Annotated in this window: 11 protein-coding genes; 6 read left to right on the forward strand and 5 right to left on the reverse strand. The window is 63.0% G+C overall.

The window, feature by feature from the left end; genetic code table 11:
• Nucleotides 1-26: 26 nt before the first annotated feature.
• Nucleotides 27-2,549, forward strand: coding sequence for a phosphoenolpyruvate--protein phosphotransferase (ptsP, locus tag KZO83_RS03520; protein WP_247619780.1), 2,523 nt, complete (start codon nt 27-29; stop codon nt 2,547-2,549).
• Nucleotides 2,550-2,605: 56 nt separating this feature from the next.
• A complete protein-coding gene (gene nagE / locus KZO83_RS03525) occupies nt 2,606-4,285 on the forward strand; it encodes an N-acetylglucosamine-specific PTS transporter subunit IIBC (protein WP_247619781.1) in 1,680 nt (559 codons plus the stop codon).
• A gap of 173 nt (nt 4,286-4,458) precedes the next feature.
• Here the strand turns inward: nagE and KZO83_RS03530 are convergent, their stop codons facing one another.
• Both KZO83_RS03530 and KZO83_RS03535 read right to left on the reverse strand, forming a co-directional pair.
• Complete coding sequence (locus KZO83_RS03530) at nt 4,459-5,199, reverse strand: dienelactone hydrolase family protein (RefSeq protein ID WP_247619782.1); 741 nt, start codon at nt 5,197-5,199, stop codon at nt 4,459-4,461.
• Nucleotides 5,200-5,264: 65 nt separating this feature from the next.
• Nucleotides 5,265-5,888, reverse strand: coding sequence for an O-methyltransferase (locus tag KZO83_RS03535; RefSeq protein WP_217693998.1), 624 nt, complete (start codon nt 5,886-5,888; stop codon nt 5,265-5,267).
• A gap of 233 nt (nt 5,889-6,121) precedes the next feature.
• Here KZO83_RS03535 and KZO83_RS16455 point away from each other — a divergent pair, with 233 nt between their 5' ends.
• The 4 genes from KZO83_RS16455 (at nt 6,122) to KZO83_RS03550 (ending at nt 9,284) form a co-directional block, all read left to right on the forward strand.
• Complete coding sequence (locus KZO83_RS16455) at nt 6,122-6,241, forward strand: DUF3833 family protein (protein WP_418904299.1); 120 nt, start codon at nt 6,122-6,124, stop codon at nt 6,239-6,241.
• A complete protein-coding gene (locus KZO83_RS03540; RefSeq protein WP_247619783.1) occupies nt 6,238-6,813 on the forward strand; it encodes a chalcone isomerase family protein in 576 nt (191 codons plus the stop codon). The genes KZO83_RS16455 and KZO83_RS03540 overlap by 4 nt, the downstream gene beginning before the upstream one ends.
• A gap of 155 nt (nt 6,814-6,968) precedes the next feature.
• Nucleotides 6,969-8,231, forward strand: a complete 1,263-nt coding sequence (locus KZO83_RS03545) for a M20/M25/M40 family metallo-hydrolase (protein WP_247619784.1) — start codon at nt 6,969-6,971, stop codon at nt 8,229-8,231.
• A gap of 252 nt (nt 8,232-8,483) precedes the next feature.
• The gene (locus KZO83_RS03550; RefSeq protein WP_247619785.1) at nt 8,484-9,284 is read left to right on the forward strand and encodes a Cof-type HAD-IIB family hydrolase; all 801 of its coding nucleotides are present in this window, start codon (nt 8,484-8,486) and stop codon (nt 9,282-9,284) included.
• Nucleotides 9,285-9,295: 11 nt separating this feature from the next.
• On the opposite strand, the gene KZO83_RS03555 is transcribed toward KZO83_RS03550, so the two are convergent.
• The 3 genes from KZO83_RS03555 to KZO83_RS03565 form a co-directional block, all read right to left on the reverse strand.
• The gene (locus KZO83_RS03555; protein ID WP_040244050.1) at nt 9,296-9,736 is read right to left on the reverse strand and encodes a universal stress protein; all 441 of its coding nucleotides are present in this window, start codon (nt 9,734-9,736) and stop codon (nt 9,296-9,298) included.
• A gap of 114 nt (nt 9,737-9,850) precedes the next feature.
• On the reverse strand, nt 9,851-10,894 hold the full coding sequence (locus KZO83_RS03560) for a YcjF family protein (RefSeq protein ID WP_247619786.1): 1,044 nt from the start codon (nt 10,892-10,894) through the stop codon (nt 9,851-9,853).
• A complete protein-coding gene (locus KZO83_RS03565) occupies nt 10,891-12,282 on the reverse strand; it encodes a YcjX family GTP-binding protein (RefSeq protein ID WP_247619787.1) in 1,392 nt (463 codons plus the stop codon). Before KZO83_RS03565 ends, KZO83_RS03560 begins: the two co-directional genes overlap by 4 nt.
• Nucleotides 12,283-12,440: the final 158 nt, after the last annotated feature.

The following is a 12,440-nucleotide window of genomic DNA, read 5'->3' on the forward strand; positions in this document are numbered from 1 at the left end:
TTTACAACAACAATGCCGGAGGCAACATGGCTTCATCACTCGATATTCAGGCACCGGTGGATGGCGTGCTCGTCGCCCTCGACGCGGTGCCCGATCCGGTCTTTGCCGGCGGCACGCTCGGCGAGGGCATGGCCATCGATCCGCTCGGCGACACGCTGCATGCGCCTTGCGACGGCGAGATCGTGCATTGTGCACGTACCGCCCACGCGGTGACGCTTCGCAGTGCGGGTGGCGTCGAGCTGCTCATTCATCTGGGGCTGGATACCGTCAATCTCGACGGTGCGGGCATCGAGCTGCTGGTCGAGGCCGGTCAAAGGGTCGAGGCCGGCGCGCCGTTATTGCGCTTCGATGCCGACCAAGTCGCCCAGCAGGCGATGAGCCTGATCACGCCATTGATTATCGCCGAACCGTCCGGTTGGCGTCTGACACTCCTCAGTACACAGCACAGCGGTGACACGGTGCGCCAGGGCGAGTCGATCATGCGTCTCGAGCCGCCCACGTCTTGGGATGCGCCAGATGGCGGCGACGCGACGCCCCGGCGAATAGGCGAAGCGACCCGCGAGGTGACGCTGGGGTTGGCGACTGGATTGCACGCGCGGCCTGCGGCTCGGCTACGCGCCATCGCCCACGAACAGAATGTCGATCTCGAACTCGTCCACGGCGAAACGCACGTCGATGCGCGCAGCTTGAGCCGGTTGATGAATCTAGGGCTGGTGAACGGCGATCGTGTGACGCTGATCGCGCGAGGCGAATGTGCCACGGCGGCGTTGGATAACGCCGAGCGGCTGCTGAGCGAAGCCGAGGCCGATGATCCCGTAGCTAGTAAGGCCGAAGTGCCTGCCGCCGAGGCTGGGGTAGGGCAGTTGGCTGGGCTCGTCGCCAGCCAAGGGCTCGCGGTCGGGCCGCTGCATCATTATGTGGCGGCATTACCCACAGTGCCGCAAGTCGGAGGCGTTCCGGCGCATGAGCGCGAGGCGCTGGGCGTGGCATTGGAGAACGTCGGTCATTCGCTCGAGACGGCGCTGGAGCAAGCCAAGCGCAGCGGACGAAGCAGTGAAGCCGAAATCCTCGAGGCGCACTTGGCCTGGCTCGACGATCCGGCGCTACGCGAGGCCGCCGACGGTTACGTCGACAGCGGACGCAGTGCCGGGCAGGCCTGGAAGGAGGCCCTCGATGATGAAGCGGTGCGTCTGCAGGCGACTGGCAACCAACTGCTGGCGGCGCGAGTTGCCGACCTGCGCGACCTACAGCGTCAAGTGATGGCGCACCTGGGGGCGGCGCCGAGTGTCCCACAGGTGCCGGCCGACACCATCATCATCGCCGACGATCTGACGCCGTCGGAACTGACGGCCTTGGCCGCTCAGCGTCCGGCGGGCATCTGCTTGGTGGCGGGGGGGACCACGTCGCACGTGGCGATTCTCGCCCGTGCCCGGGGCCTGCCGTGTTTGGTGGCGATGGGCGCGATGCTGGAGGCGGCCGAAGGAGAGATGGCGATTCTCGATGCTGAACGCGGCCTGCTCGAACCGCAACCGGATAGCGCCAGTCTCGAGGCCATGCGCGAGCGCATCGCTGAGCGCGAGCGGGCTCGAGGCGCTGCCCGCGAGTCGGCAAGACAGCCTGCGACGACCCGTGACGGGCGCACTATCGAGGTATGCGCTAACGTCGCCGGCGGCGCCGAGGCGTTTATCGCCGCCGAGGAGGGCGCCGACGGTATCGGCCTGCTGCGCAGCGAATTCCTGTTCCTCGACCGTGATCGCGCGCCGAGCATCGGCGAACAACGCGATGAGTATCAGGCCGCGCTCGATGCACTAGGCGGCAAGCCGGTGGTCGTACGAACGCTGGACATAGGTGCCGACAAGCAACTGGGCTACCTACCGCTGCCCAGCGTTGCCAATCCGGCGTTAGGCGTGCGCGGCATTCGCCTGTGGGCAAGCCAAGCGAAGCTGCTGGAGAGTCAGTTACGCGCTTTACTCGCGCTTGAGCCAATCGGCTCGCTGCGCATCATGCTACCGATGGTCAGTGGCGTCGGGGAGTTGCGGGCATTGCGTCAACGACTTGAAACGCTGGCCAGTGAACTGGGCGTGAGCCGCCTGCCGCAACTTGGGGTGATGATCGAGGTGCCCTCAGCCGCACTTTGCGCCGCCAGCCTCGCCGCCGAGGCCGATTTCCTGTCGATCGGCACCAACGACCTGACGCAGTACACGTTGGCCATGGACCGTGAAGATCCCGGACTCGCCGCACAACTCGACGTGCTCCATCCGGCAGTACTGCGGCTGATCAAGACAACCGTCGATGGCGCCGCCGGGCGCTGCCCGGTGGGTGTATGTGGCGCCGCTGCCGGTGATCCGCTGGCGCTGGCCGTGCTGGTGGCACTGGGGGTCGACGAGCTCTCGGTGGAGCCAAGCCGCGTGCCGGCGGTCAAGACCATGCTGCGCGAGCTCGACGTTGGGGCACTCGCCGAGCAGTTGCCGGCCTGGTTGGAACTGGACGACGGCGCCGCCGTGCGCGCGCAAGTCAAGGCTTGGCTGGAAGCACCGGTCACCGCCTGACGCGCCCGTTCGGAACAACGACATTCTGGACAACAACAAGAGTGGGAGAAACGATCATGCGACTCGATATCATGGGCGGCCTACAGAAACTGGGTCGTTCGCTCATGCTGCCCATCGCGGTGCTACCGGTTGCCGGTCTGCTGCTGCGCTTGGGGCAGCCAGACCTGCTCGATATTTCCTTCATCGCCAATGCCGGCGATGCGATCTTCGCCAATCTGGCGCTGATTTTTGCCATCGGCCTAGCGGTGGGCTTCGCTAGCGACAGTAACGGCGCCGCCGGTCTGGCGGGAGTCGTCGGCTATCTGGTACTCGATGCGGTCCTGCACACGCTCAACGAAGACATCAACATGGGGGTGCTGTCGGGCATCATCATCGGCACCGTGGCGGGTCTACTCTATAACCGCTTCAAGGACATCAAGCTTCCCGATTACTTGGCTTTCTTCGGCGGGCGGCGCTTCATTCCGATCGTCACCGGGCTCGCTGCGGTCATCCTGGGGATGATCTTCGGGGTGATCTGGCCGACGGTCCAGACCGGCATCGACACCCTCGGCCAGTGGTTGATCGACGCCGGCGATCTGGGGCTTTTCGTCTACGGTGTGCTCAATCGCTTGCTGATCGTCACTGGGCTGCACCACGTACTCAACAGCTTCGTGTGGTTCGTGTTCGGCAGTTTCGATGGCGCGACCGGCGACCTCAACCGCTTCTTCGCGGGTGATCCCAGCGCGGGTAGCTTCATGGCGGGCTTTTTTCCGGTGATGATGTTTGGCCTCCCGGCGGCGGCGTTGGCGATGTACCATGCCGCGCCCAAAGGACGACGTGCCCAGGTTGGCGGTTTGTTACTGTCGCTGGCGTTGACCGCTTTCCTGACCGGTGTCACCGAGCCGATCGAGTTCACTTTCATGTTCCTGGCACCATTTTTGTACGTGCTGCATGCGCTGCTCACCGGCTTGTCGATGGTGATCATGAATCTGCTCGACGTTAAGCTGGGTTTTACCTTCTCTGCCGGGGCCTTCGACTACGCGCTGTCCTACGGGCTTTCGACCAACGGCTGGCTGATGATTCCGGTGGGGCTTTGCTATTTCGCGCTGTATTACACGGTGTTCCGCTGGGCGATTGCACGTTTCGATCTACCCACGCCGGGGCGCGAACCGGAAACCGCAGGTGCCACTAGCGCCCCGACCGATCTCGGGGAGCGTGGCCCAGCTTTCGTGCATGCCCTGGGCGGGGCAGCCAATATGACCAGCGTGGGCGCTTGCACCACGCGCCTGCGGCTGGTGCTCGTCGACGACAATACCATCGATGAACCGGCGCTCAAGCAGCTCGGTGCACGTGGCGTGCTGCACCTACGCGGCGGTGGCTTGCAGGTAATCCTCGGACCGATAGCCGACGGCGTTGCCGACGAGATTCGCGCCGCGATGAGTGCCGAAGGCGCCGCGCCGAGTGAAGCGCCAGCGGTCAGTGAGGGTAGCGGATCGGATACGGTTAGCGTGGTGCGATTGAGTGCCGAACAGCTCGACCACTGGTTGACGGCCCTGGGTGGGCGCGGCAACGTCCAGGAAGCCACCGCCGTGGCCATGACCCGCCTGCGGCTTCGCCTCGCCGATGTCGCGAGTCTCGACGAAGCCGCGCTCAAGACACTCGGTGCGCAAGGCATTCAACGCATCGACGGCGGCCTGGTCCACATACTGCTCGGCGAACGCGCCCCCGGCGTCGCCGCAAGCCTGGGGGATCGCTGAACGCAGCGGCGTGTGGAAGCCGATCAGCTTGGGCCGGGCAGAATTGCCCGGCCTTTTTTGTGCCTTGAGGAATTCCCAAATCGCCGTTTCACACTGATTTTGTCACTTCCTGCTGGTGGCCTTAAATTCGGCTCACTTGAATACTCGCTGTTGGCCGGTCAATGGAGACTCTATTACAGCGTCTCTTCCAGAAGCAGGGCCAGTCGCTTGTGGTGCAGGTCATCGGCGGCTGCATCGTAGGAAGGGGCGTCCTTGGCCGTGAAGCCATGGGCCGCGCCTTTGTAAAGCTCGGTGGTGAAGTGCACGCCGGCGGTGGCGAGGGCTTCGTCCAGGCGAGCGATCTGCTCTGGGGGCAGCAGTTCGTCTTTGTCGGCGTGACCGAAATAGACACGCCCTTCGATATTGCCGACGACGTTCACAGGGCTGTTCGGGTCGTCTGCCTCGGCCAGTCGCGCCGAATGGAAACCGGCTGCAGCAGCCACGCGATTGGCATGTTCGGCCGCCATGCGCAGCGCGAAGGCGCCGGTCATGCAATAGCCGACCACGCCGATCTTGCCGCCCCCGAACTCGGGCTCATTGTCGATGCAGTTCAGCAGGGCGGCGAAGTCGCGGGACTGTGCCTCGGGAGTGAGATGGTCGGCATATTCGAGCAGCGTCGGGCGCACATCCGGATCGCGGAAGGACTTGCCCTCCGGGACGATGTGTCCGTTTGCATCGCGGTAGTAGACATTGGGCATCAACACGGCATAGCCGTCATCGGCGATTCGCTGAGCCTTCTCGTGATAGCAGGGGCGCAGGCCGCCGATATCGGTGAACAGTACCACGGCCGGTAGAGGGCCGTCGGCGTTATTGGGCATGAAGATATGCGCGTCGATAGTGCCGTCTGCGGCGGGGATTTCGATAGCACGAGACATGGATGAGCTCCGGGTTGTCGATGGCGAATGGATGTCGTCAAGGGCGACGGGCCCTGTTTCGCTGCCTAGGCAGGTTCGTAGCGGCTGACTTCCAGCCCTGAGCCCACCGGCAGCAACACGCTCGTCATGCCCGGCATGGCGCGGACGGCGGCAGCGTATTCTGCCTGGCCGCTGCTATCGCCACCGCCGCCACGGATCATGTTGTCGGCCACCAGGATGGCGCCGGGAGCGAGCTTGTCGCGAAAGGCCTCGAAACTCGGGAGATAGAGGTCCTTCCAATGGTCGACAAGCACGAAGTCGAAGGGTCCGTCGAGACCGTCGATCAAGGCCAGGGCGTCTCCCACTTGGTAATCGACCCACTCGACGAGCCCCGCGCCTTCGGCCATTTCCTTGGCAATCGCAGATTTTTCTGCTTCCAATTCGATCGTGGTCACTCGGCCGCCCGTAGCGCGGGCGGCATCGGCGAGCCAGAGCGTCGAGTAGCCTAGAGAAGTGCCCAACTCGAGAATGTGCGGTGCGTCGAGGCTGCTGGCCAGCAAGTTGATGAAACGACCGGCTGCTGGCCCTACCGCCATATGGCGATGTGGGCCACCATTTCCTTGCTTTTCCTCTTCGATACGCTGGTGATAGAGGCCGAGAGCATGCCGCATGGCATCGTTCATATCGAGCCGGGGGTCGAAGTTAGCCATGAAGTCTCCTTGGAGAAGCCGCCACCTATGGTGAGCGAGTAGTGCAGGTTTAGAGGATGATCATCGGTACGACAGGCCATGGTAATACAAACCGGCTTGATTCACTGTGCCTGTACATCTTTTCCAGGCGACGCGAGGCGCGCCGATATGCGGTAACCTTGGGGTGTCGAGAACCAACCGGGAAGCCGCATGCAGCCACATCTGATTGTCACGGATCTGGATATGATGACTGGATGATCTGTCAGAGCGAGGATGTGGTGATTCACCGGGCGACCGTGACTAAATTCGGTATCCGGGTTGGAGAGGTTACGCTGTTTTTCACCCAGTCTAATCCAGACGGAGGTTCGTCATGACGGTGCGCGCTGCTTTAACCGGCCTCGTCCAAGGGTTGGGACTGGCAGTCATGATTGGTTGGGGCGGTAGTTCAGCCCTCGCGGCGTCGTTTGCGGCTGAAAAGTCACTGGATGGGACTGAACTCGTTTTGCAAGGGGCAGGCACCGCCAGTTATATGTTCTGGGATGTATATGACGCGGCTCTTTATGCACCGGCTGACGCTAGCCAGGATGCCATCATCAACGCCGAGATACCGATGAGCCTGCTTCTCGAGTATCGGCGCGATGTGGACGTTGCGGATATTCGCAAGGCGACTTGGGCCACTCTGGACAAACAGTACGAGGTGAAGGCACGCGAGGCGATTCGCCCCAAGATCGAGACGATCCAGAATGCTATGACCGATGCCACTGATGGTGACCGCTATCGGCTTGACTGGAATCCAGACGTGCCACGACTGAGCCTGAGTCTGAACGGTGATAAGCGCTTCGAGTCGGATGACGTTGAGCTGGCGCGTGCCTACTTCGGTATCTGGCTGGCCGAGCCACCGTTGTCGGAAGAGCTGCGTGCCGCGCTGCTCTCACAAACGAACTGACGTGGCAGATGCCTGGAGCCGAACGGACGCGTAGACGCCCACGCCCATGACGCCGCAGTGTCGTGCAGAGCCTCGTGATGTTTGGCTTCAGTTAGTGGCCTGAAATCTGCCAGACTGGCCTCATATATCCCATGAATCCGCAAGAGAGAGCCTCAATGAGCGAGACCAACCACCCTTGGAACCGGCCTATGCCGGAGCAGCAGTTCAAGCTGATGCGCGAAATCCTCGACGCGCCCAGCCCGGTGGGGCTGGAGGGCGCAATGACCTATGGCGTGCTCAAGCCGCAGTTCGAGTCGTTTGCGCCGAGCGATTGGCAGCTTCATCAGTACCAGGGCCACGCCGGCGTGGTGCTGGATACCCATCCCGGCCGCGACGACATGTTCAAGGTGATGCTGATCGGCCACGCTGACAAGATCCGCATGCAGGTTCGCTCGATCGGCGACGACGGCAAGATCTGGATCAATACCGACTCCTTCCTGCCCACGGTGCTGATCGGCCACGAGGTCAAGCTGTTCAGCGAAGACCCCGACAATCCCGGCAGCTACCGGGTGATCCATGGCGGCACGGTGGAAGCGCTGGGCGCCATTCACTTTTCCGATCCTGCCATGCGTGACGGCAGTAAAGGCATCAAGAAGGAACAGATCTATCTGGACCTGCAGATCCACGGCGAGAACAAGAAGCAGCAGGTACTGAACCTGGGCGTGCGGCCTGGCGATTCGATTATTTTTGATCGTCCCATCCGCCCCGGCTTCAGCCCCGACACCTTCTACGGTGCTTACCTGGACAACGGCCTGGGTTGCTTCGTCACCAGCGAGGTCGCACGGCTGATCGCCGAGGCGGGCGGCACCGAGCAGGTACGCGTGCTGTTCGCCATCGCCAGCTACGAGGAGATCGGCCGCTTAGGTAGCCGGGTACTGGCCGGGGAACTCGAGCCGGACGTGCTGATCGGCGTCGACGTCAATCACGACTATATGGCGGCGCCCGGCATCGGCGACCGACGCATGCAGCCGCTGGAAATGGGCAAGGGCTTCACCATGGCGGTGGGCGCGATCGCCAGCGAGCAGCTCAATCGGATCATCGAGAGCACCGCCAAGCAGCACGACATTCCCATGCAGCGCGACATGGTCGGCGCCGACACTGGCACCGACGGCATGGCCGGTGTGCTGGCGGCGGTAGATTGCGCCGCCACCTCGATCGGCTTTCCGATCCGCAACATGCACACCATCTCCGAGACCGGCAATACTCAGGACGTGCTGGCGGCGATCCATGCGCTGACATATACCATCCAGTCGTTGGACGCCCTCGACGACCCGCACCGCGAGTTTCTCGACAACCATCCGCGTCTCGACCGGGCCACGCCGCTGGAGCACCAAGGCTCGGCCAAGCCCGATGAAGGTGATGAGAATAGCGCTCTCTAGGCATTTAACTGTTCAGCATTTATCCGCCATGCTCCGCACGAAGAAAATGCTGAACAGTTGGGCGACTCAAGGAAAAAGCACGGAATGATCGGCCACACTGGCGTTGGAGTCGTCGATATCGCTCGTTCTGCATATGGGGCTGTCCTGTTGTGAGATGCACCTTGACCAACAGTACGTGGCGCTAACGCCAGTCCCCAACTTCAGGCCGATATGCGGTAACCTTGGGGTGTCGAGAACCAACCGGGAAGCCGCATGCAGCCTCATCTGATTGTCACGGATCTGGATAACACACTGCTCAATGCCGAGCACGATCTCGATGAATTGACCATCGAGACCTTTCAGGCCTTGGCCGCCGAGGGCCATCATCTGGCGCTGGCATCGGGGCGTCACTTTCACGATATCACGGCGTTCCGCCGCCGACTGGGCGTGCCCGCCTATATATTGAGCACCAATGGGGCACATCTCTACGCGCCCGACGATAGCTTGATCGCCGAACAGTGGGTGCCGGCGGAGCTGGTGCGAGCGTTGGTCGAGCTGCCACGCGATGCCGATATTCGGCTCAACCTGTATACCGGCGACGAGTGGTTGATCGATGCGTCGGCGCCGGAGTTGAAGGCCTTGCATGCGCATACCGGGTTCCACTACCGCGTCGCCGACCTCGAGGCGCACGATGGCAATGGGGTGGGCAAGGTGCTGTGCATCGGCGATCCCGTCGCGCTGGCGTCGTTGGAACAGAGCATCAACGAGGCGCTGGGCACACGGGTACATGTGACCTATTCGATGGCCCACTCACTGGAAATCATGGCGGAAGGTGTCAATAAGGGCGCCACGCTGGAGCGTCTGTTGACGCATCTCGAGCTACCCGCATCGCGCTGCCTGGCGTTTGGCGACAACCTCAATGATGCTGAGATGCTGGCGTTGGCTGGCCACGGCTTCATCGTGGAAAACGCTCATCCCGAATTGGTGCGGCGCGTTCCTGACGCCGCACGCATCGGCCATCACCATCCTTATGGCGTTGCCTGGCAGTTGCGAGAGTTTTTCTCGCTAACCTGAGCCCCGGTGATTCAATGCACGCTGATCACGTGGCAGGGGGCGGTGTGCGAAACCTTGTGCGAGACACTGCCGACGACGAGCCCGGCGATGTCGCTCAAGCCACGGCTGCCCATGACGATGGCATCGGCGTCCAGCGTCTTGGCCTGTTCGATGATCACTCGTGCCGGATCGCCCTGATGTAGCGAGCCTTCGACATCGGTGATGCCACGTTCGCTGGCAGCCTGAGTCGCGGCATCGAGCAGTTGCCGGCCGGCGCGCTCGAGTTGTTCGGCGCTGGCTTCCATGGGGACCGCGCCCACGCCCCAGACTAGGAGAGTGTCGTGGGCCAGCGATTCGGGAATATGCAGGATATGTAGGCGCGCACCGTCGGCGCTGGCCAGCTTGCAGGCGATATCGAGCGCCGTGCTGGCTGCTTCCGATCCGTCGACAGGAACCACGATGGTCGAGTACATGGCAACCTCCGTATGTGCTGGCATTAAAGTCGGCACTTGCGATGCGTTTGGACGCGATTACGAGTGCACTCAATCTAGCCTAGTTGCCCAGTACGTGCCGCATCGTGATCTGGATCAAGACGATGTGGATTGTTGGTTATCGCCTTGTGTTTCCAGCCGGCGCAGGCGCTGCCAGAGTTCGCGGCGCAGGTCAGCGAGGCGCGGGGCTTCGCCCTCGTCGAAGGGGATCGGGCGTGTCATGCGCAGCGTTCGCAAGCCGAGCCGCGCGGTGAGAAGGCCTGCGCCGAGCCCTTGGCCGGCGCGAGTGGAAAGTTTGCCGGCCACGTTCATCGAGAGCAGGTCCATCCCGGCGTCCGTGGCAATCTCGCTGGCGCCGGCGAAGGCCATGTTGTAGAGCACTGCGCGAAATAGACGTAGGCGGCTGGCGTAACCGAGCTCCAGGCCGTAGAGCGCGGCGAGGCGGTCGATCAGACCGATGTTGCGCCACGCCATCAAGGCCATGTCGAAAAATGTCACCGGGCTAACGGCGACCATGACGGCGGTTTCACCGGACATGCGCGCGATCAATCGGCGTGCCTGGCGGTCGCGCGGGGCCAGGAGGTGGTGCGCCAGCAGGGTGCGTGTTTCCTGAGCGTCGTGGTGCGGCTGATGTGCGGCTTGAAAAGCGCGCCAGTGGGGGTCGTCGTCGCCTAGCTGCATTTGGCGCCGCAAGCGTTCGGCGAGCGTCTGCATGTCCTGGGACGTGGCTTCTTCGGGGGCGTCGAGTTGGTCACGCAATCGGGTGTGCCGCTTCAGACGCCGCAGACGCCATAGCTCGCGTAATAGTGCCACGGCACCCAAGCCCAGCGCCAAGATACCCAGTGCGCTCCAGGCGCCTGCCAGCCAGTCGCCGTCGAGGGTGGCGGTATACAGATGACGCGCGACTTCCAGGCTGCCTAGCGCTAGGGAGCCGCCGAGTAGAGCCATGAGCCCCCAACGGCGCTTGCGGGGTTTGCCCAGGCTGGCTTCGAGGGGAACCTCCGGCGCGCTATCCTGTGTGGCGAGCGGATGAGAAGCGCTTTCCGGGGGAAAGCGTTCCCCTGGCTCGGGGGCAGCCGTAAAGTGAGGCGGGGACTCAGGATCGACGCGAAAACGTTGTCCGGGGCGCGGCTCGCTCATTTCAATTTATCTCCAATCAGCCAGTCGAGCGCTGCATCCATGCGTACGTGCGGGAGTTCGGGCGTGTCGCGATGCGGAGGCCGAAACGCCGTGAAGTCGAATCCCTGGCGAGCCCAGAAGTCGTGCTCAGGTAAGCGGGACGGCACGTCGCCGGGGAACAGCAGTACGTCTTCGCCTTCCAGGGTAGTACCACGTAGTGCGGGGCGGCGTTGGCCGTCATTATCCACTTCGCGTGGCTCGGTGGCACGCACCGCCGCCAAGGACAGCGCCTTCACCGGCACATCGGCAAAGCGCAGATCCTTGAGTGGCTCGGCAAGCAGGGATTCGAGTAAGGCGACGACATTGGGATGCTGTTCGGGCGTGACGTGGTCGGCTTTGGTCGCGGCAATGGCCAGACGATCGATGCGCGGCGAGAACAATCGGCTCATCAGGCTGCGCTTGCCGTAATCGAAACTCCGCATCAGGGTGCTCAGCGCCCGGGAAAGATCCTCGAAGCGTTCCGGACCGGCGTTGAGCGCGCCCAGCACATCGACCAGTACGATCTGGCGGTCGAAGCGCCGGAAATGCTCACGGTAGAACGGTTTGACCACGTGGCGGCGATAATGGTCGAAGCGCCGCGCCAGCGTCTTGTAGACGCTTGTCTCGGGCAAGGCGTCGAGCTCGGCTCGGTTGGCTTCGCGCACGCCGGGAAGCGGAAAAAATTGCAGTACCGGCGCATCTTCCAGATCGCCCGGGAGTAGAAAGCGCCCCGGTTGCAGATCGGCGAAGCCGGCCTCGCGCGAGGCGCGCAATGCGTCGGCGTAATGGCTGGCGATCTCGGCGAGTTGGCCTTCGTCGGCTTCGTCGTCCGGGGCTAGGGTCTCGGCGGCACTCAACCAGGTCGCAGCGAGGCTTTGGCGCTCACTGCCCATGGTGGTCTGCTGCGCCTCGCTCCAACTGAGGAAGTCGTGCTCGAGCAGGGGCAGGTCGAGCAACCATTCACCGGGATAGTCGATCAGATCGAGGGTGAGTGTTGCCGTATCGCCCAGCAGGCCCCGGGCGCGCCGTGTACGGTGCTTGATGGTCAGGCGCAGCTCACTGATGCCCCGCGTGGGCGCTGGCCAGTGCGGTGGTGTGCCGTCGAGGGAGGCCATGGCGGCGTCATAGGGAAAACGTGGCACGCCGAGGTCGGGCTGAGCGACCCGCTGGGCGCCAAGCAGGCGGCCCTCGCGGGCGGCGCGCAACAGATCGAGGCGTGCTTCCAGGCCCGCATGACGCAGCTGATGCACCAGCGAGGTGAGAAAGGCGGTCTTGCCGGCTCGGGAAAGGCCGGTGACGGCGAGTCGCAGTTGGCGGTCGCGGCCGCGCTCGATGAAATTGTGCAGTTCCTGGGTCAGGTGACGTCGCATTACGGTATCCGACTGAAGTTCTGTCTCGAATGTGCGGGTGAATCGTGCCCAAGGCAAGAGCCGATAGTCTTCTCAAATGGTAATAATTGTCATTATTGATGCGAACGGTCGTTATCTTGACGCTAACATAGCGTTCGAAGCCGCGAACTCGCCGGCTC

This window comes from Chromohalobacter moromii, from assembly GCF_023091865.1.
GTDB lineage: Bacteria > Pseudomonadota > Gammaproteobacteria > Pseudomonadales > Halomonadaceae > Chromohalobacter > Chromohalobacter moromii.